Source organism: Streptomyces uncialis, assembly GCF_001905345.1.
Taxonomy (GTDB): domain Bacteria; phylum Actinomycetota; class Actinomycetes; order Streptomycetales; family Streptomycetaceae; genus Streptomyces; species Streptomyces uncialis.
Genome location: NZ_LFBV01000010.1, coordinates 668546 through 688858 on the forward strand (window position 1 = coordinate 668546; position 20313 = coordinate 688858).

Annotated in this window: 15 protein-coding genes and 2 tRNA genes; 12 read left to right on the forward strand and 5 right to left on the reverse strand. The window is 70.8% G+C overall.

Features of this window, described 5'->3' with window-relative positions:
• Positions 1-350: 350 nt before the first annotated feature.
• Positions 351-1292 carry a D-2-hydroxyacid dehydrogenase gene (locus AB852_RS33085; RefSeq protein ID WP_073794403.1) on the reverse strand — a complete coding sequence of 314 codons (942 nt, stop codon included), beginning with the start codon at positions 1290-1292 and terminating at the stop codon, positions 351-353.
• Between the two features lie 361 nt (positions 1293-1653).
• Here AB852_RS33085 and AB852_RS33090 point away from each other — a divergent pair, with 361 nt between their 5' ends.
• The 8 genes from AB852_RS33090 (at position 1654) to AB852_RS33125 (ending at position 9861) form a co-directional block, all read left to right on the forward strand.
• Complete coding sequence (locus AB852_RS33090; RefSeq protein ID WP_073794406.1) at positions 1654-2394, forward strand: maleate cis-trans isomerase family protein; 741 nt, start codon at positions 1654-1656, stop codon at positions 2392-2394.
• Between the two features lie 803 nt (positions 2395-3197).
• Positions 3198-4637, forward strand: coding sequence for an amidase (locus AB852_RS33095; protein ID WP_245877006.1), 1440 nt, complete (start codon positions 3198-3200; stop codon positions 4635-4637).
• Between the two features lie 292 nt (positions 4638-4929).
• Positions 4930-5751, forward strand: a complete 822-nt coding sequence (ehuB, locus tag AB852_RS33100) for an ectoine/hydroxyectoine ABC transporter substrate-binding protein EhuB (protein ID WP_245877007.1) — start codon at positions 4930-4932, stop codon at positions 5749-5751.
• Entirely contained in the window at positions 5748-6434 is a 687-nt protein-coding gene (gene ehuC / locus AB852_RS33105) for an ectoine/hydroxyectoine ABC transporter permease subunit EhuC (RefSeq protein ID WP_073793860.1), read from the forward strand. The genes ehuB and ehuC overlap by 4 nt, the downstream gene beginning before the upstream one ends.
• The gene (ehuD, locus tag AB852_RS33110; RefSeq protein WP_245877008.1) at positions 6431-7123 is read left to right on the forward strand and encodes an ectoine/hydroxyectoine ABC transporter permease subunit EhuD; all 693 of its coding nucleotides are present in this window, start codon (positions 6431-6433) and stop codon (positions 7121-7123) included. Before ehuC ends, ehuD begins: the two co-directional genes overlap by 4 nt.
• Positions 7113-7925, forward strand: coding sequence for an ectoine/hydroxyectoine ABC transporter ATP-binding protein EhuA (gene ehuA / locus AB852_RS33115; RefSeq protein ID WP_073793862.1), 813 nt, complete (start codon positions 7113-7115; stop codon positions 7923-7925). The genes ehuD and ehuA overlap by 11 nt, the downstream gene beginning before the upstream one ends.
• Positions 7926-8195: 270 nt before the next feature.
• A complete protein-coding gene (locus AB852_RS33120) occupies positions 8196-8933 on the forward strand; it encodes an IclR family transcriptional regulator (protein WP_073793863.1) in 738 nt (245 codons plus the stop codon).
• 325 nt (positions 8934-9258) lie between these two features.
• Complete coding sequence (locus AB852_RS33125) at positions 9259-9861, forward strand: lytic polysaccharide monooxygenase auxiliary activity family 9 protein (protein WP_073793864.1); 603 nt, start codon at positions 9259-9261, stop codon at positions 9859-9861.
• 168 nt (positions 9862-10029) lie between these two features.
• Here the strand turns inward: AB852_RS33125 and AB852_RS33130 are convergent.
• The 3 genes from AB852_RS33130 to AB852_RS33140 form a co-directional block, all read right to left on the reverse strand.
• Positions 10030-10103, reverse strand: a tRNA-Lys gene (locus AB852_RS33130).
• A 73-nt stretch (positions 10104-10176) separates the two neighbouring features.
• Positions 10177-11409 (reverse strand): SPFH domain-containing protein, encoded by a 1233-nt coding sequence (locus tag AB852_RS33135; RefSeq protein WP_425444204.1) that lies wholly within the window; start codon positions 11407-11409, stop codon positions 10177-10179.
• A gap of 212 nt (positions 11410-11621) precedes the next feature.
• A complete protein-coding gene (locus tag AB852_RS33140) occupies positions 11622-13088 on the reverse strand; it encodes a peptidoglycan-binding protein (protein WP_073793866.1) in 1467 nt (488 codons plus the stop codon).
• 573 nt (positions 13089-13661) lie between these two features.
• On the opposite strand from AB852_RS33140, the gene AB852_RS33145 reads away from it, so the two are divergent.
• From AB852_RS33145 to glxA, 3 genes are all read left to right on the forward strand, one after another.
• Positions 13662-13735, forward strand: a tRNA-Lys gene (locus AB852_RS33145).
• Positions 13736-14646: 911 nt separating this feature from the next.
• Positions 14647-16749: a glycosyltransferase family 2 protein gene (locus AB852_RS33150; protein WP_079185092.1), complete on the forward strand. Its 2103-nt coding sequence runs from the start codon at positions 14647-14649 to the stop codon at positions 16747-16749.
• Entirely contained in the window at positions 16746-18683 is a 1938-nt protein-coding gene (glxA, locus tag AB852_RS33155; protein ID WP_073793867.1) for a radical copper oxidase GlxA, read from the forward strand. The genes AB852_RS33150 and glxA overlap by 4 nt, the downstream gene beginning before the upstream one ends.
• Positions 18684-18793: 110 nt before the next feature.
• Here glxA and AB852_RS33160 read toward each other — a convergent pair whose 3' ends face one another.
• Complete coding sequence (locus AB852_RS33160) at positions 18794-19201, reverse strand: ATP-binding protein (RefSeq protein ID WP_073794411.1); 408 nt, start codon at positions 19199-19201, stop codon at positions 18794-18796.
• A gap of 243 nt (positions 19202-19444) precedes the next feature.
• Between AB852_RS33160 and AB852_RS33165 the strand changes: the two genes are divergently transcribed.
• Positions 19445-20308: a helix-turn-helix domain-containing protein gene (locus AB852_RS33165; RefSeq protein ID WP_073793868.1), complete on the forward strand. Its 864-nt coding sequence runs from the start codon at positions 19445-19447 to the stop codon at positions 20306-20308.
• Positions 20309-20313: the final 5 nt, after the last annotated feature.

The window sequence follows — 20313 nt, forward strand, 5'->3', positions numbered from 1 at the left end:
GTCAGCCCGCTGGGGTTCACCCCCCTCCTCGCGCAGTCGCATGGCTGCGGGAGGGGGTGGGCGGGAATCTCTGCTCGCAGACTCCGATGCTCTTCAGTCGGGTAGGGGGACGTCGTACCGAGCGTGTCGGATCGAGGACGGAGAATCCCGACCGGCACCGACCCGAAGAACCGGCCGGGTGCGCCCCAAAGGGGCGCGGGGAACTGCGCACCCCCGTCCGACCTGTGCGGGGACAAGTGGGTCGCGCCGGACGGACCCAGGGGCGCGAGGAACCGCGCACCCCCGGACAACCTGTGCGGGGACAAGTGCGCCCAGCGCAGGAAAACGGGGGCGGCGGCCCGGCGGGACCCTCAGGGGCCGGGGACGTACCCCCGGGGCTTGTCCACGACATTGCGTAGGACCTCCCCCCGCACCCACCTCCCGAACTGCTCCACGAACTGCGCCCCCAACGCGTCCCGCCACCCCAGCACGTCCCCGCTCATATGCGGGGACACGATCAACCCGGGCACCCCCCACAGCGGACTGCGCTCCCCCACCGGCTCCACCTCGAAGACATCGAGCGCGGCCCCGGCGATCCACCGCCGCGACAACGCGTCGACGAGTTCGTCCGTCACCACCAGCGCCCCGCGCCCCACATTGACGAAGCGCGCGGACGGCTGCATCATCCCGAACCGCCGGGAGCCGAACATCCCCCTCGTCTGTGCGGTCAGCGGCGCCGCGCACACGATCCAGTCCGCGCGGGCGAGCATCCGGTCCAGCTCGTCCGGCCCGTGCACCCCCGGCCCCGAGACCCGGCCGACCACGGCCGTCCGTACGCCCAGCGCCTTCAGGGTCCGGGCGACCGCCTTCCCGATCGGCCCGGAGCCGACCACGACGGCCCGTGATCCCGCGACCCGCAGGGTGTCCCGGTGCCGCCATTCGCCGTGCCGCTGGAGGTCCAGGGTCCGGGGCAGGTCCTTGGCCATCGCCAGCACCAGCGCGGCGACGTACTCGGCGACGGGCCCCTCGAAGATCCCGCGCGCGTTGGTGACGACCGTGCCGGACGCGACGAGCTCCGGGCCCAGCACATGGTCGACGCCCGCGCTCGCCGCGTGCACCCACCGGGGCCGGGGCCCCGTACCGGGCCAGGCGCGGCGTACCGCGTCGCTGGTGTGGTCCCACACCAGCAGCACGTCCGCCGACGGCAGCAGCGCGGCCAGCGAGTCGCCGTCGGTACGGACCACCTGGGCCCGTCCGATGAGGCTCCCGAGCCGGGGCGGCGGGTCGGCGTCCAGGACGAGGACGGTGGGCAGGGGCGAGTCCGCTCGAACGGGGGAGCCCGCTCGCGGGGGGAAGTGCGCTTCCGGTTCCAAGGGGGCGTCCGCTTCCGTCAGGGGTGGCCGGGGCCGCCGGGGCGGGCGTCCCGGCCCGGCGGTGGCCGTCCCCCGGGGCGCCCGTACACGGCCCGACCACGCTGGCACCGGGCGTCACCCCCGTCAACACGGTTCCCGGCCGTCGCGCCGGGCCCGGCCGCGCGGGGCATCCTGGGAGAAGACCCCGGCGGCCCGACGGGTGGGCCCCGGCCCGCTGGGCAGGCGAGCGGTGGAGCCCTGACGGGCGAAACCGCCCGGCCCCGTGGTGGGGCCGGGAGCCACCCACGCGAAGGAGGAGGACGTGACCTCACTGGGATTCCTGTACCCGGGACGGACCGCGGCGGACGACTACCCGCGTATGGAGCAGCTGATCGGCAGCGACATCCGGCTGTATCTGGTCCACGCCGACGGGCCGGGAACGGACGCCACCGGTCCCGTCGCGGAGGACGGGCCGGGTCTCGACGTGGGCGCCGTGCCGGTGCCCACCGGGTCGGCCGACCGGCTCGCGGCGGTGGGCGAGGAGCTGCGGCTGTCGGGCGCGGAGGCCGTCGTCTGGGCGGGGCCGGGCTTCGCACTGGGTCCCGAGGGCGCGCAGGAGCAGGTCCGCGCGTTGGCGCGGGCCGCGGGGCTGCCCGCGTCGAGCACATCGTTCGGCTTCGTGCACGCGGTCCGTGAGGTGGGCGCGCGGCGGGTCGCCGTCGCGTCCGTGTACACACCGGTGCTGACGGAGCTGTTCACCGACTTCCTCGCCGCGGCGGGGACGGAGGTCGTGTCGGTGGCGCACGGCTCCGCCGACGACCTGGTGGCGCTCGCCGCCGAGGCGGACCATCCCGATGCCGGGGCCGTCCTCGTGCCGGGTACCGCGGTGCACACCGCCGCGGAGGTGTCCGTCCTGGAGGAGCGGCTGGGCAAGCCGGTGCTCACGGCGAATCAGGTGACCGTGTGGGAGGGATTGCGGCTGACCGACCGGCGGGTGAACGCGCCGGGGCTCGGTGCGTTGTTCACCCGCGAGCCGGTGGTGCAGGCGCCCCCGTCCCGTTAACCGCGTGTGCTTGCCGCGCTTTCGAGGTCTGTCTGGCTGGGCGTACTTCGTTCCTGTGCCGTCGTTCGGTGGTTTCGCGCAGTTCCCCGCGGGTCGCCTTCGCTTGCGCTTCCCAGGTCTGTCCGGCTGGACGAACTTCGTTCCTGTGCCGTCGCTCGGTGGTTTCGCGCAGTTCCCCGCGGGTCGCCTTCGCTTGCGCTTCGTAGGTCTGTCCGGCTGGACGAACTTCGTTCCTGTGCCGTCGCTCGGTGGTTGTGCGCAGTTCCCCGCGCCCCTTTGGGGCGCCTTCTGCCGGTTGTTCGGGTCGGGGCCGGTCGGGATTCTCCGTCCTCGATCCGACACGCTCGGTACGACGTACGTGTGGTCCGACTGAAGAGCATCGGAGTCTGCGAGCAGAGATTCCCGCCCACCCCCTTCGGCAGCCGAGCGACTGCGCGAGGAGGGTGGTTCCGCAAGCAAAGGCCCGCACCTGACCGACAGCCTGAAGAGGCGCCCCCAAAGGGGCGCGGGGAACTGCGCAAAAGACGAGGGCCGACCCGCACCCGGAGAACAACCGATCGGGGCAGCATCCAGGGGCGCGGGGAACTGCGCACCCACGGACGGCCTGTGCGGGGACAAGTGGGCCCAGCACAAGAAACCCGGGAGCGCGAGCGAAGGCGACCCGCGGGGAACTGCGCACCCACGTCCGACCCGCACAGGGACAAGTACGTCCAGCCGGAGAGACCTCGGAAGCGTGGGCGATGGCGAGTCCCGGTGGGGGTACCGGGGTAGCGATGGGTGGGGGGTACGGGTGGGGAGGGTGTGTGGACGGGATCTTGGCGCTGGGGGCCGTGGAACTGGTCGAGGGGTACCGGACGGGCAGATTCACGCCCGTCGACGCCGTGGAGGCGGCACTGCGCAGGGCGGACGACGTCCAGCGGAAACTCAACGCGTTCGTGCGGATCGACACCGAGGGCGCCCTGGCCGAGGCCCGCGCCTCCGCGGCCCGCTGGTACCGCGGCGAACCGGCCGGTCTGCTGGACGGCGTCCCCGTGACCGTCAAGGACACCTTCCTCCAGCGCGGGACACCGAGCCTGCGGGGCTCCCGCACCGTGGACCCGGTGGGCCGCCACTGGACCGAGGACGCCCCGGCCGTGGCCCGGCTCCGTGAGCAGCACGCCGTGTTCCTCGGCCGGACCACCACCCCGGAGTTCGGCTGGAAGGCCGTGACGGACTCGCCCCTGACCGGGATCACCCGCAACCCGTACGGTCCGGACCGGACCAGCGGGGGCTCCAGCGGGGGCAGCGCGGTGGCCGTCGCGACGGGCGCGGGCGCCCTGTCCATCGGCACCGACGGCGGCGGCAGCGTCCGTGTCCCCGCCGCGTTCTGCGGTGTCCTCGGGCTGAAGCCGACGTACGGGCTCGTGCCCGTGTACCCGGCGAGCGTGTACGGCTCGCTGGCGCATGTGGGCCCGCTGGCCAGGGACGCGGCGGACGCCGCGCTGATGATGGACGTCCTCGCGCGGCCGGACGCCCGGGACCCCTGGCAGGCGGGCCCGCCCGGCACCGGGTTCCGGGCCGGGCTGGACGGCGGGGTGCGGGGGCTGCGGATCGCGTTCTCGCCGTCGCTGGGCGGCCAGGTCGCGGTGCGCCCGCAGGTCGCCGCGGTGGTGCGGCGGGCGGTGGAGCGACTCGCGGGCCTCGGCGCGTACGTCGAGGAGACCGATCCGGACCTCACCGACCCGGTGGACGCCTTCCACACCCTGTGGGCCGGCGGGATCGCCCGGTCCACCCGGGGCCTCGGACCCGCCCAGCTGGCGCTCCTGGACCCGGGGCTGCGGGAGATGCGGGCGGCGGGGACGGGCCTGTCCGGGCTGGACGTGCTGGCCGCCGAGGCGGTCCGCGGCGAGCTGGGGCGGCGGATGAGCCTGTTCCACCAGCGGTACGACGTGCTGCTGACCCCGACGCTCCCGCTGACCGCGTTCCCGGCGGGCACCGAGGTCCCGCCGGGCAGCGGAGCGCGCCGCTGGACGAGCTGGACCCCGTTCACGTACCCGTTCAACATGACCACCCAGCCCGCGGCGAGCGTGCCGGTCGGTCTCGACGGGGAGGGTCTGCCGGTGGGGCTCCAGATCGTGGCGGCGCGGTTCGCCGACCGGACCGTGCTGCGGACGGCGCACGCGCTGTACACGGCCGGGATCGCGGGCGTCCCCGCACCGGACCTCCAGGGCCCGCCGACGGACGGGGACCGGTCGGCGGGCTGACCGGAAATACCCGTCCCCCGGACGGCGCAGCGGCCGGGGGCGTGGTGTCCCCCGGACGGCGTCCAAGCACCCGGTCGGCGGACGGCCGTCCGGGGCGGGGCGTGAACTGACCGGAATAACTCGCTTGGCACGGGGTAGCCGCGCGCCCATGGCTCCACCACTGCGAGACGACTCAGCGAACAGACGCACAGGGCGGCCCTCGGCGGACGGCGGCGCCCGGCCGGAACCGGTTCCGATATCCCGCTCCGCGACCACCGGGCCCCGCCGGAGGACCCTGCTCACCGGGGCGGCCGTGCTCGGCACCGCCGGTGCGCTCGGCGCCGCCGGCTGCTCCCGGGTGCCCACCGGCGACACCCTGGCCCGGCTGCGGTCCCAGGGCACGGTACGCCTCGGGATCGCGGGCGAGGTGCCCTACGGATACATCGACGAGGACGGTGAGTTCACCGGGGAGGCCGTCGAACTGGCCAAGGTCATCTTCAAGCGGCTGGGGGTACCCGGGGTACAGCCGGTCGCCACCGACTTCAGCTCACTGATCCCCGGGCTGAAGACCCAGCAGTTCGACGTGGTCTCCGCGGGCATGTACATCAACAAGGAGCGCTGCGAGCAGGTCATCTTCTCCGACCCCGAGTACCAGATGCTGGACTCGTTCATCGTCCGCAAGGGCAATCCGCTGGGCCTGCGCGGTTACGCGGACGTGATCCGGGCGAAGGCGAAGTTCGGTACGGGGGCGGGGTACGCGCAGTCCGCGTACGCGGTCGGGGCCGGTTACCCGGAGAAGGACATAGTGATCCTCCAGGACCAGGTGGCGGGGCTGAACGCCGTGGAGTCCGGCCGTATCGACGTCTTCGGCGGGACGGCCCTGACCACCCGGCAGGTCACCCGCAAGAGCCGCCGGGCGGAGGCCACGAAGGCGTTCGCCCCGGTCGTGGACGGTGAGAAGCACATCGACGGCGGCGGGTTCACGTTCCGGCCCACCGACACCGGGCTGCGGGACGCCTTCAACGTCGAGATCCACAAGATGAAGGACAGCGGCGAACTCTTCCGGATACTGCGCCCGTTCGGTTTCACCGAGGCGGAGATGACGGACCTGACCGCCGAGGAGCTGTGCTCATGACCGTGGGACTCTGGCAGAACTGGGTGCTGCCCGGTATCTGGATCACCCTCCAGCTCACCGTGTACAGCGCGGCCCTGGCGACCGCCGTCGCGTTCGGGGTGGGCATCGCGCGCACCCACCGGCTGAAGACCGTGCGGTTCCTCGCCGGGCTGTACACGGAGGTCTTCCGGGGCACGTCGGCGCTGGTGCTGATGTTCTGGCTGTTCTTCGTGATGCCGCAGCTCGTCGGCTGGTCGCTCGTCCCGATGTGGGCGGCCGTCCTCGCGCTCGGTCTGTCGTACGGGGCGTACGGCGCGGAGATCGTCCGGGGCGCGCTCGGCGCGGTGGCCCCGGCGCAGCGGGAGGCGGGCGTCGCGCTCAGCTTCACGCCCTGGCAGCGGCTGCGGCTGATCCTGCTGCCGCAGGCGGTGCCGGAGATGATCCCGCCGTTCTGCAATCTGCTGATAGAGCTGTTGAAGGGGACCGCGCTGGTGTCACTGCTCGGGATCGGCGATGTGTCGTTCGCCGCGTATCTGGTCCGGCTCGCGACCCAGGACAGCGCGCAGATCTACGGCATCACGCTGGTGATCTACTTCGTGATCGCGTTCGCCCTCACCCGGGGCATGAAGGCGCTGGAGCGCCGTGCCAAGGCCGGGGTCGGCAAGGCCCCCGCCGCGATGGGTGTCGGAGGTGGCACCGCATGAGCACCTCATCCATGACCTCGGCCGCGGCGGCCCAGCCGGACGCCTGGGACTGGGCGGCCGTCTCGGACTTCATGCCGTACTTCTGGGACGGTGTCCTCACCACCCTCCAGGTACTGGCCCTCGGCTCGCTGATCTCGTTCACGCTGGGCCTGGTCTGGGCGCTCGCCCTGCGGGCGCCGAGCCGGTTCGTGCGCTGGCCGGTGGGCATGCTGACCGAGTTCATCCGCAACACCCCGCTGCTGGTGCAGCTGTTCTTCCTGTTCTTCGTGCTGCCCGAGTGGGGCATCCAGTTCTCCGCCCTGACCACCGGCATAGTGGCGATCGGGCTGCACTACTCGACGTACACCGCGCAGGTCTACCGCGCGGGCATCGACGGTGTGCCGACCGGGCAGTGGGAGGCGGCCCGCGCGCTGAGCCTGCCGTACCACCGGACGTGGACGGCGGTGATCCTGCCGCAGGCCGTGCGCCGGGTCGTCCCCGCGCTCGGCAACTACGTCATCGCGATGCTGAAGGACACCCCGCTGCTCGCCGGTATCGGCGTACTGGAACTGCTTCAGCGTGCGCGGCTCCAGGCCACGGACACCTTCCAGTACACCGAGGCCCTGACCGTCGTCGGGATCGCCTTCATCCTCATCGCCTATCCGTCCTCGCTGCTGATCCGATCCCTGGAGCGCCGTCTTGTCCACTGACCAGAGTCCGAAGATCCTCGACACGGGGGCGAACGGTGGTGAGGAGCTGATCCGCTTCGAGAACGTCACCAAGCGGTTCGGCAAGGCCACGGTGCTGGACGGCCTCGACTTCCAGGTCGGCCGGGGCAAGCATGTGACGCTGATCGGACCGTCCGGCTCCGGCAAGACGACGATCCTGCGGCTGCTGATGACGCTGCTCAAGCCCGACGAGGGCCGGATCAAGGTGAACGGGGACTACCTCACCCACGAGGAACGCGGCGGGAAGCTGGTCCCGGCCCGGGAGAAGCACGTCCGCGAGGTCCGCAAGAACATCGGCATGGTGTTCCAGCAGTTCAACCTGTTCCCGAACATGAAGGTGCTGCGCAACATCACCGAGGCACCGGTGACCGTGCTCGGGATGTCGAAGGACGAGGCCGAGCAGCGGGGCAAGGAGCTGCTGGACCTGGTCGGGCTTGGCGACCGCTGCGACGCGTACCCCACGCAGCTGTCCGGCGGACAGCAGCAGCGGGTGGCCATCGCCCGCGCCCTGGCGATGCGTCCGCAGGTGCTGCTGCTGGACGAGGTGACCTCGGCGCTCGACCCGGAGCTGGTCGCGGGGGTGCTGGACGTACTGCGGGACGTCGCGCACAGCACGGACATCACGATGCTGTGCGTCACCCATGAGATGAACTTCGCCCGGGACATCTCCGACCAGGTCCTGATGTTCGACGAGGGCAAGGTGATCGAGTCGGGCCCGCCGGAGAAGATGTTCAGCGATCCGGATCTGGACCGGACCCGGGAGTTCCTCAGCGCGATCCTGTGAGGGGTGCGTGCGGTGGCCCGTGGGTGAGGGCGCCGGGCCGGGCGGGGCCGGGCGGGGCGGGTAAGCGGTCCGGCCCGGCGGGTCCGGCCCGGCGGCCCCTTCCCGGCCCCGTATGCCCTGGACATATGCCGGACGGCCATTTCGCACCGGGCTCCGGGCGCGTCGCCGACACGTACCGGTGAACCGGCCAACGGCCCGTTCCCGGGAACCGGTTGACGGCTATCGTTGATGTGCCCAGCCGTATGGACCGGGACCGTCCAGGGGGAAGCAGTGGCGCTTCAGCACGAGTCGACCGCGCCGTACCGTTCGGTGCAGCGCGCCCTGCGCGTCCTGGACCTCGTCTCCCGCGGCTCCTCGGGGGCGAGCGAGGCGGAGCTGGCCCGGGAGACCGGGCTCTCCGGGGCGCGGCTCACCGGACTGCTGCGGATGCTGCGCCGCGAGGGGTACGTCGGGCAGGGGCCCGACGGGATCTATCTCCCCGGGGAGGCGCTGGGGCGGCTCGGCACGGCACGGCCGCCGATCCAGGACACGCTGGACCGGCTGCGGGCGAGCGTCGGCGCGGCGCTGTACGTCGGCCGCTATCTCGACGGTGAGGTCACGGTGATCCACGTCAACGACGGGCCCGAGACCCCCGCGGCGCGGGAATGGGTGGACTTCCGGTCGGCGGGCCACGCGACGGCGCTCGGCAAGAGCCTGCTCGGGCAGCTGGACGGGGACGCACTGCGGGATCATCTGTCCCGGCACCGGCCGGCCCGGCTCACCTCCCGGACGATCACGGACGAGCGGGTACTGACGCGGCGGCTGGGATTGCAGCCCGCGAGTGTGCCGGTGCTGGATCTCCAGGAGTACGCGGTGGGGACGGTGTGCGCGGCGGTGCCCGTCACCGCCGGGGCGGCGGTGGGGTGCCTCGGGCTCTCGCTGCCGGTGGAGCAGGTGCACAGGCTGCGGGACGCGGCGGAGATCCTGAACCGTGAGGCCCCGGCGGTCCTCCTCTCCCTGACCCTCTGAACCCGCGCAAGGGCTGATCCGGCCACCCGGCAACCGGCGACGGTGCCGGTACGGATTCCGGCCGTCCGACCTTCCGGCGCGGCCGTCCCGAACGTCCGGTCAAGGGGTGGTCGGCGGGGGCCGTGGGATGGCGGAGGTCCGTCATCGGGGGTCACCATCGGCGGGCCGGACGCAAGGCTTGTGGAGGAATCGGGGGCGTGATGTGACCGAATCCTTTCTACCGTTGGTATGGACATGTTCAACTAACGGCAATAACCTGGGACTTGGTCTAGACCGCAGTGCGCGTACGCCCCACAGAACCCCCACGTTCTCCAGGAGTGGCAGCATGCGAAAAAAGATGTACGCGGCCATGCTCGGACTCGCCACCGTCGGAGCTGTCACGCTCTCGTCCGGTGGTGCCAGCAGCCACGGGTACACCGATCAGCCCCTGAGCCGCCAGAAGGCGTGCGGGAACGGCGGCATCGTCAAGGGCTGCGGTTCCATCCAGTACGAGCCGCAGAGCGTCGAGGGCCTCAAGGGCTTCCCGGGCCGCGGCCCGGCCGACGGCAAGATCTGTTCCGCCGGGAACGGCGGCTTCAGCGCCCTCGACCAGCCCAAGCAGCCGAACGGCACCGCGTGGCCCGCCACGCAGCTGTCCGGCGGCCAGAGCTACAACTTCCGCTGGCAGTTCACGGCCGCGCACGCCACGGCCGACTTCAAGTACTACATCACCAAGAACGGCTGGAACCAGAACGCCCCGCTGACGCGGGCCGCCCTGGAGTCCACCCCGTTCCTGACGGTGCCGTACAACGGTCAGCGCCCGCCGTGGACCCTGTCGCACTCCGGCCAGGTCCCCTCCGGCAAGACCGGGAACCATGTGGTCCTCGCGGTGTGGACGGTCGCCGACACCCCGAACGCCTTCTACGCCTGCTCCGACGTCAAGTTCTGATCTGACCCCAGGTCCGAACCGCCCCGAAGTCTCCGCGTGACCCCCCACAGGCACGGTCATCGCGCGCACGCCACCCGTGGCCGCGTGGCGTGTGCGGCCGGCCGCACACGGGGAGACCTCAGGGGACGCGAGAGGCCCCCCGCTTGCGCGAGGGGCCTCTGCTGTCTGTGCGCCGCCAGGGACTCGAACCCCGGACCCGCTGATTAAGAGTCAGCTGCTCTAACCAACTGAGCTAGCGGCGCCTGCCGACACCCGAAATAATACCCGCTCCGGAACCCCCCGGGGACCCACCCGGGTAACCCGCGGTAACCCCGGTCACCCCGGGTCGGCGGTGCCCCGACCTGTGTAGAAGGCCACCGTGAGGTCCTTGACGAGGGCCTTGCGCTCGTAGTCGTCCAGCTCCACGAGCCCCCGCACGGTCAGCCGGGTCACCGTGTCCTCGACGGAGTCCACCACCGAGGTCAGCACCGAGTCCCGGTGCTGCGCGTCCAGCGCCGCGATCCGCCGCCGCTGCATCGCCGCGGCGACCTCCGGCGCGTACTCGATCCGCGTCGGCTGCGCCGAGAACACCTCCAGGCCCACCGGCCGGGTGTCCGCCGCGATCCGCCGCGTCAGCGCGTCCCCGACGGCCTCCGCGTTGCGCAGCGTGGGCGCGTCCTCGTGGAAGGCGTCCGCCGGCAACTGCGACAGCACCCGCGCCATCGCCGCCTCCACGCACTCCCGCAGATACTCCTGATGGTCCTCGACCGTCAGCGTCGCCTTCGCGGAGTCCCTGATCCGCCACACCACGAGCACCACCACCCGCAGCGCCACCCCGTGCGCGTCCACCGCCGGCATCGGCTCGCTGCGCCAGTGCCGCAGCCGTACGTCGACCCGGCGGCGCAGCAGCAGCGGGTTCACCCACACCAGGCCGGTGCGCCGCACACTCCCCCGGTACCGTCCGAAGAGGGTGAGCACCCAGGCCTGGCCGACCCGGCCGCGGGCCAGCCCGCCGAAGCCGAAGAGCGCGAGCGTCCCGGTCACCGCGAGCAGCGCCCAGTGGCCGATGCCCAGCGGTACCGCCCCGGCCGCGGTGATCCCGGAACGGGAGGTGATCCCGTCGAGTGCGACGCCCATGGGTCCGGCGTCGGCCCCGTACGCGGGGAGCCCCAGGAGCTCGACGGCGGCCGTCGGCAGCGCGCCCGTCCACCACAGCGCGACGACCAGGCCCGCGAGCCCGAGGAACCCGGCGGCCACCCCGGCCGTGCCGGGCAGCGCCCGCCCCAGCCGCTCGACGAGCTCGGGGTCGGTGACCGGCAGCGGCCGTCCCCCCTGCTCGAAGGCCCGCTCGCGGCGCTCGGCGGCGGCGCCGGGCCGCTCCTGGAAGTCACCCGCCGCGGCGCGCCCGTCGCGCCGGGGGCCGCGCCCGCCGGACGGTGTCCTCGGCTGCTCGCTCGATGCCTGGCGGCGCCGCACCACGGCGGGCTCGGCCGGGACCGGGGTGCCGGAGGGGTCCTCGCGGAACAGCAGATGCACCGGGATCTCGGTGGTGGACTCGTTGTGGATCAGCCGCGACGGGCGCTGACCGCCCGGTTCGTCCACGCGCGGGCTCCTCGGCCGCTGTCCGGACGGTTCCGGGGCCGGGGTCTGCGGTGAGCGGGAGATCCGGGGCGCCGTCCGGGGGGTACGGGCGGGGAGCGGGGCTTTCGCGGACGGCGAAGGCTGGGGCGGGTGGGGGGACTGCGGTGACTGGGGTGTCACTGGGCTCATCCGTGCCTCCGTCATGAGAAGAGCCGCCGCCAGGTCTCAGGGCCCGGGTAACCGTCGGCCGCTCCGCCGCGCCAGCCCTGCGCGCGCTGGAACGCCTCCAGATTGCGCCGGTCGCTCTCGCCCCAGCGCGGTCCGGGACCCTGTGTGTAGTACTTGCCGAATCCTTTCCGTACGAGCTGCTTCCCGAGCTGGGTGACGTACGAGTTGCTCTGTCCGGGGCGGAAGTACCCCCGTCCGGGGAAGTCGGCCTCGGCCGGTGCGCCGGGGCTGCCGGCGGAGCCGCCCGGCCGGGAGCCGCCGCCCGGGGTGCCGGGGGCGGGGATGTCGCGGCCCCGGCCCTTGACCAGGTGGTCCCAGGTCTTGGGGCCGGGGATGCCGTCGGCGGCGCTCCCCTTCCAGCCCTGGGCCTTCTGGAACGCCTCGGTGGCCCGGCGGTCGGCGTCGCTCCAGCGCGGGCCGGGGCCGCTGCGGTAGTAGCGGGAGCCGCCGCGTTCGGCGAGCATCCGGCCCAGCTCCGTGACGTGCCGGTTGTTGGCGCCGGGCCCGAACTTCGAGGCCCCGGGGAACGCGGTCCCGGTGGGCCCGGCACTGCCCGTACCGGTACCCGGAGCCGTACCGGTGTCCGTGCCGCCGCCCGTGCCGGCCTTCACCCCGCGGTAGCGGTAGGGCACGTAGCTGCTCGCGTTGGACCAGTACCCGTACGGGGTGGCCTGCTTGCGGGACTTCGGCGGGGCCTGCTCGTAGGCGACGTAGTACTGACGCGTGTAATCGGTCCAGCCGCCGAAGATCGTGACGTGCGAGCCCTTGTTCGGGTCGGACGGGTTGTGGAACAGCAGCATGTCGCCGGGCTGGAGCTCGTTCTTGGTGATCCGGACGCCGAACCGGGCGAGGCTGCCCGTCCATTCGTTGCCGGGGAGTCCCCAGGCCATCGAGATGAAGCCCGAGCAGTCCTGGCGGTAACCGTCCGACCAGTACTTCGACATGCTGTAGGGGACCTTGGCGTTGATCCAGGTCTTGGCCCGGTTGATGATCTCCGCCCGGGTGGTGGCCGGAAAGCCTGTGGAGACCGGGGTCGCGCTCGTGGACGGGCTCGCGCCGTGCAGGGGGCTCGTGGCGCCCTGCGGGGTGGCCGTTCCGCCGTCCAGGACGCCCGTCCCGGCCCCGCCGACCGGCGGGACGAATCCGGGGGTGTGCACCGCCGCGCCGCCGGTGAGCGCCATCACACCCTCTCCGGCCGTGGTGAACCCCTGGCCCGGCGGACGCACCTCGGCGGCGAGCGCCGTCGGCGCGTTCGTGCTGCTCAGGACCGTGCCGGCCGCCGCCGCGAGCACCAGTGCGTGACGGCGGGCGCCGTGCGCCGCGGGGTTGCCGCCGAGCCGTACCGGCAGACCGCGGGCCTGGGTCCGCCTGCGGTCCGCACAACCGGGACAGGCGCAGTCGCTCGCGGGTGCCACGTCTTCGAATACGGGAGTGTCCATTCGATTCCCCTCACAGACCGGATCGGCCTCTCCGCGCGTCTGCACAGGCGTCAGTTTCCCAACTGTCCGGACATATCGCATGTTGACCATTCAAATGATGGACAGTCAGACATGCAATGCTTCAACCCCATGAGGGTACGTCAGATTTCAGCCCACCCCTTGATCGGGCTTCCGTTCACACAAGGGTCAAACGTCACCTTCCGGCAGGGTTGATCCAGAAGGGGCAAGTGTGATCAAATGGTTACGGATCTGGCAGCACCTTCCGGCCAATTCCGGACTCCCCCGTCCGGCGCCGGGACCCGTGCTCCGTCCACCGGCACCCGGACGCCCCCGTCCGGGGCCGGGCCCGCGGCCCTCCGGGGACCGGACATCCCCCCGTCCGGCGCCCCACCCCCCGGCCGCGGGCCCGGCGCCGCCGGCCAGGGGTCCCACCCCCCGCCACGGGCCGCCGCACGTGACCCGTATCACTCGCCCCATACCGCTGTGACCAGCGGAAAGACCCCATTCCCGGGTGGCCCCGGAAGCGGTTTCGAGCATCCGCCGGCGTCGGGTAGAGTTCTCCACGTCAGACAGGCGCCGCTAGCTCAGTTGGTTAGAGCAGCTGACTCTTAATCAGCGGGTCCGGGGTTCGAGTCCCTGGCGGCGCACAGACACCGAAGGCCCCCCGTTGAGAACGGGGGGCCTTTCGTCTTCCCCTTGCCCGGTCGCCTTCGCTTGCGCTTCCTGGGTCTGTCCGGCTGGACGCACTTGTTCCTGTGCGGGTCGCCTTCGCTTGCGCTTTCGAGGTCTGTCCGGCTGGACGCACTTGTCCCTGTGCGGGTCGGACGGGGTCGCGCAGTTCCCCGCGCCCCTGGGTCTCCTGTGCTGGGCGTACTTGTTCCCGTGCGGGTACGTCCGGGGGTGCGCAGTTCCCCGCGCCCCTGAAGGGGCACCCCTCTCCTCCCGCAGGCGCTCGGCTACGGGAGGGGGTGGGCGGGAATCTCTGCTCGCAGACTCCGATGCTCTTCAGTCGGGTCACTGGACGTGTTACCGAGCGTGTCGGATCGAGGACGGAGAATCCCGACCGGCCCCGACCCGAAGAACCGACCGGATGCGCCCCAAAGGGGCGCGGGGAACTGCGCAAAACCACCGAGCGACGGCACAGGAACAACCGCCCCCACCCGGACAGACCCCGGAAGCGCAAGCGAAGGCGACCCGCGGGGAACTGCGCACCCACCAAGCGACGGCACAGGAACGGAGTGCGCCCAGCACAGGAAACCCAGGGGGCCGCAACCCGCGAGCGACCCGCGGAGGGACGGGTGCGGCCCGGAGCGAGGGCTCGAAAGCGCAAGCGAAGGCGTTCCGCGTGCCCCACCCCCACAACGGCGGATGCCCTTCGTTGGGGACCCCGGTACACAAGCGGGGTCCGGGGGAGGCATCATGCAACCGGAAGCCACTGTTCGCTGTCTAAGGTGAGAGTGGCTCGCCACTTGTGCGCCCGGGACGGTCAGGGGAACCGAGGAGGGCGATAGGGAACGACGAAACACGCGCGTCGTACGCGTGTTTGGGGGGATGACTCATGACGTCGCCGCCTTCCGGCGCCGGGCAGAACTTCGATCCGACGGAGACCACGCAACTACGCGTGCCGTCGCACCGGACCGGTGGCCTGCGCCGAATACAGAAGACCCTGCCGCGCTACGACTACGAGCACTACAGCCGTCTCGCCGGGCCTCTCACCCAACCCGATCCGAACGAGCCGTACAAGGTCCGGTACCGGTCGCTGCTGTCGCAGGAACCGCACCGCATCCGGGCCGCCCTGATGCTGGGCGCGGCCCCCCTGCTCTCCCTCGTGCTGCTGTTCTGGCTGCTCCAGCCCGCGCACTGGACCGAGCGGGACCACCCCGCGTACGACTTCCTGCCCGCTCTCGACGTGGTCATGCTTGTCTCGATCGGCCTGATCGAGTTCTTCCGCTGTATGAACGTGCTGTCGAACGCGCACGCCACGATCGTCGCCCGTGACCCGATCCCGGTGGTCCCGGAGACCGGTACCCGGGTCGCCTTCCTCACCTCCTTCGTGCCCGGCAAGGAGCCGCTGGAGATGGTGACGAAGACCCTGGAGGCGGCCGTCAAGATCCGCCACCGCGGGGTGATGCACGTCTGGCTGCTGGACGAGGGCGACGACGCGGACGTCAAGGCCGTCTGCGAGCGGCTCGGGGTGCGCCACTTCTCCCGTAAGGGCATCGCGAAGTGGAACACCGACAAGGGTCCGCACCGGGCGAAGACCAAGCACGGCAACTACAACGCGTGGCTGGACGCGCACGGTGACGGTTACGACTACTTCGCCTCCGTCGACACGGACCACATCCCGCTGCCCAACTACCTGGAGCGGATGCTCGGCTTCTTCCGGGACCCGGACGTCGGCTTCGTCATCGGCCCGCAGGTGTACGGCAACTACGACGACTTCGTCACCAAGGCCGCCGAGTCCCAGCAGTTCCTCTTCCACGCGCTGATCCAGCGCGCGGGCAACGCGTACGGCTCCCCGATGTTCGTCGGTACGTCCAACGCGGTGCGGATCAGGGCGCTGAAGCAGATCGGCGGGCTGTACGACTCGATCACCGAGGACATGGCGACCGGGTTCGAGATCCACCGGGCGAAGAACCCGGCCACCGGCAACAAGTGGCGGTCCGTGTACACCCCGGACGTGCTCGCCGTCGGTGAGGGACCCAACGCCTGGACGGACTTCTTCACCCAGCAGCTCCGCTGGTCGCGCGGCACCTACGAGACGATCCTCAAGCAGTACTGGAAGGGCTTCTACTCCCTGCCCCCGGGCAAGCTCTTCAACTACACGATGATGATCATCTTCTATCCGATGTCCGCGCTGAACTGGATCCTCGCCGCCCTGAGCTGTGTCCTGTTCCTCGGTCTCGGCGCCTCGGGTGTGAGCATCGACCCGACGATCTGGCTGATGCTGTACGGCAACGCCTCGGCCCTCCAGATCGGGCTGTACGTCTGGAACCGCCGCCACAACGTCTCGCCGCACGAGCCCGAGGGCTCCGGCGGGGTCGCGGGCATGGCGATGTCCGCGCTGTCCGCGCCGATCTACGCGCGCTCACTCATGGACGCCGTGCTGCGCCGCAAGAGCAAGTTCGTGGTGACGCCGAAGGGCGACTCGGCGAGCCCCGACACGCTGTTGGGGACGTTCCGCATCCATCTGTTCTTCATCGCGGTGTTCGGCGCCTCGGTCGTCGCGTCGTTCTTCTTCGGGCACAACCACCCGGCCATGATCATCTGGGCGTCGTTCGCGCTGTTGATCACCGCGGCACCGATCATCATCTGGCGCTGGCAGATGCGGCAGGACGCCAAGAAGCCGCCCGCGCCCGCCGCGCCCGCTCCGGTGCCCGGACCCGTCCCGGTCACCGCCTCCGGCCCGGACGCCGGCGCCCCGGACGCTCCCGTGGTCCCGGCGCAGGCCCCCCGCGGACGGCACTCCGCTCCCGGCGCCCATGTCCCGCAGCAGCGGCCCACCTGGACCCCGGGCGACGACCAGACCCTCCAGATCCCGCTCGCGCGCCGGTCGTCCGCCCCGGACGCGCCCGGGTTCCCCGCCCGACCGGGCGACGGCCCCTCCGCCGCGCCCTCCGCACCGTCGAACCACTACCAGCCGTATCGGGGTAAGCCGTGAAAGACCGTTCCAGCCGCCGCCGCGCCCGTCGGATCGCGATAGGCACGGCGGTGGTGGTCGCGCTGGCCGGGATGAACGGGCCCGCGCTCTACCGGTTCGGGTCCGAGCAGTATCACGAGTACACGATCAACAAGCAGGAGTACAAAGCCGAGAACGGCCACTGGAAGATCATGGAGTTCCCGGAGGAGTACCGGCAGAACACCATCCACGCGGCCGTGCTGCGGACCGGCAAGGTGCTGCTGGTCGCGGGCTCCGGGAACGTCCAGGAGAACTTCGACCGCAAGCAGTTCGACACCCGGCTGTGGGACCCCGAGACCGACAAGATCAAGAAGATCGACACCCCGACGGACCTGTTCTGCACCGGCCACACCCAGCTCGGCAACGGCAATCTGCTGATCGCGGGCGGCACCAAGCGGTACGAGAAGCTGGAGGGGGACGTCACCAAGGCCGGCGGGCTGATGGTCGTCCACAACGAGAACCCGGACAAGCCGATCACGCTGCCCGCGGGCACCCGTTTCACCGGCAAGACCAACGGCAAGTCGTTCATCTCCAAGGACCCCGTGGTCGTGGAGCGCGCGAAGAAGGTCTTCGACAAGGTGACCGGACGGTTCCTGCGCAACGACCCCGGGCTGGGCCGGATCTACGTCGAGGCCGCGCAGAGCGGCGCCAAGCACGAGACGGGCGCCCAGGACAACTACAAGGTCGAGGGTCTCAAGCCCGCCGACACCCGCAACACGTACGGCATGGCGGAGAAGCTCGCCCTCGACAAGAAGGACTTCCAGGGCATCAGGGACGCCTTCGAGTTCGACCCCGTGGCGGAGAAGTACATCCGGGTCGACCCGATGAAGGAGGCCCGCTGGTACCCGACGCTGACCACCCTCAGCGACGGCAAGATCCTCAGCCTCTCCGGGCTCGACGAGATCGGCCAGCTGGTCCCCGGCAAGAACGAGGTGTACGACCCCGAGACCAAGGAGTGGGAGTACACCGAGGGCATCCGCCAGTTCCCCACGTATCCGGCGGTCTCGCTGATGCAGGACGGCCGGCTCTTCTACTCCGGCTCCAACGCCGGGTACGGTCCGGCCGACGAGGGCCGCGAGCCGGGCGTCTGGGACCTGGAGAGCAACAAGTTCACCAAGGTCCCCGGACTGAGCGACCCCAAGCTGATGGAGACCTCCGGGACGGTGCTGCTGCCGCCCGCGCAGGACGAGAAGTACATGGTCATCGGCGGTGGCGGCGTCGGTGAGTCGGACGAGGCCAGCAAGCGGACCCGGATCGTGGACCTGCTGGCCGACAAGCCCCGGTTCGAGGACGGCCCCGAGATGGAGAAGGGCACCCGCTATCCGCAGGCGTCGATCCTGCCCGACGACTCGGTGCTGGTCTCCGGCGGCTCCGAGGACTACCGGGGCCGCGGCGGCTCGGACATCCTCCAGGCCCGGCTCTACGACACCGGGGCCAACTCGTTCAAGCGGGTGGCCGATCCGCTGGTGGGCCGCAACTACCACTCCGGTTCGCTGCTGCTGCCGGACGGCCGGGTGATGTTCTTCGGCTCCGACTCGCTGTACGCCGACAAGGCCAACACCAAGCCCGGCAAGTTCGAGCAGCGGGTGGAGATCTACACCCCGCCGTACCTCTTCCGGGACTCCCGGCCCTCCCTCGCGGGCGGCCCCAAGAAGATCGAGCGCGGCGGTTCGGCGACCTTCACCACCCGGGACAGCGCGTCGGTGAAGTCGGCCCGGCTGATGCGGCCCAGCGCGTCCACGCATGTCACCGACATCGACCAGAAGTCCATCGCCCTGAAGATGACGAAGACCGCCGACGGCGTCACGGTCACCGTCCCGGAGAGCCGCAACCTCGTCCAGTCCGGCTGGTACATGCTCTTCGTCACCGACGACAAGGGCACCCCGAGCAAGGCCCAGTGGGTGAACGTGCCGTAGGACCCCCCGGCACCGGTCTCTCACGTCAGCTCCAGGAACCTTTCCTGGAGCTGACGTGCGGTGGGGCCGTGCTTGCAGGTCGGCAGACGGGCCCGGGGGCCGGGGTCGGCTCAGGTGGAGGCCGCCCCGGTCGGGCGGGTGAACGCCACCCACACGTTCTTGCCCTCGGCGGTGTGCTCCGCGCCCCAGGTGTCGGCGTTGGCGCCGAGCAGCCACATGCCGCGCCCGTTCTCGCTGCACCAGTCGGGCTGACGGACCACCGGCAGCACCGGACTCCTGTCGCTCACGACGATCCGCAGCTCGGACGGTGTGGCGCGCAGTATCAGGACGCAGTCGGGGGAACCGGCGTGGTCCCGGACATTCGCCAGCATCTCCGTCACACACATGACAGCCGGGCCGACGTGATCGGTCCAGCCCCAGTACCGGATGTGGGCGGTGACGGTGCGACGGATGAGAGCGAAGGCACGCGGGTCGGCGGTGAGTTCCTGCCGGTACTGCCGCGCCCCTTCTTCCGCCATGACGACCATGGCTCCTCCAACGAGTCAGCGCAGATCAAACGAGGGTGACGCCCTGTGGCGCAGTCAGCGCCATCAGTGACGTCGACCAGAATGAGCCCACGCCATACCGGTTAGCAACTTGTTCATCTCCAAAGTTGCAGATTCGCTGAATGTGGAATAACTCGCTGGCATATGCTGCGAGTTGGAGGAAACGGGGTCAGCTGCGACAGACTGTCGGCCAAGCCGTGCAGAAAGGGGAATCCGTTGTCCAGCCACCCTCGTCCGACCGTGCGTCGCCGCAGACTTGGCGGCAAGCTCAGGCAACTCCGCGAAGCCGCCGGGATCACGGCGGATCAGGCCGCCGAACGCATCGGCGGTGACAAATCGAAGATCTCGCGGCAGGAGAACGGCCGCCAAGGCGTCAGCAAGCTGGAGTTGGAGGCGCTGTTCGTCCTCTACGGCGTCGAGGACGAGAAGCTCATGACGGCGCTCAGCACTCTGGCCCGCGAAGGACGGCGCAAGAGCTGGTGGGCGCAGTACGGCGACCTGCTCGCGGAACCCTTCCAGGAACGGATGAGCATCGAGTCGGACGCGGTCCGCATCTTCCTGTTCCAGCCCTTGCTCGTCCCCGGACTGTTCCAGACACGTGAGTACGCCGAGGAGTCCATCCGCGGAGTGGAGAAGTCGGCCACCGACGAGCAGATCGACTCGTACGTCGCCGTTCGGATGACTCGGCAGGACATACTGCGGGAGAAGGGACCGCAAGTGGTCTGCGTACTCGACGAAGCGGTGTTGCGCCGCACGGTCGGAGGACCGAGGACCATGGCGAGCCAACTTCAGAAGCTCATCGAGCTGAACAACCCGCCGCAGCTCACGATCCAGGTCATTCCGTTCGGTCAGGGCTGGCACGCGGGTCTCGATGGCGCGTTCAGCATCTTCAGATATCCCGACCCGATGGACCTGGACGTGGTGAGCCTCGCGTACCTCGACGGGCTGCTGTATCTGGAGGAAGATGGTCCCGTTGAGCGGTACAAGCTGGCTTTCGACCAGTTGCGGGCGTCGGCGCTGTCGTCTCAGCAGTCCATGGACCTGATCACGCGCGTCATGCGGGATCTGAACAAGACCTAGAGGTA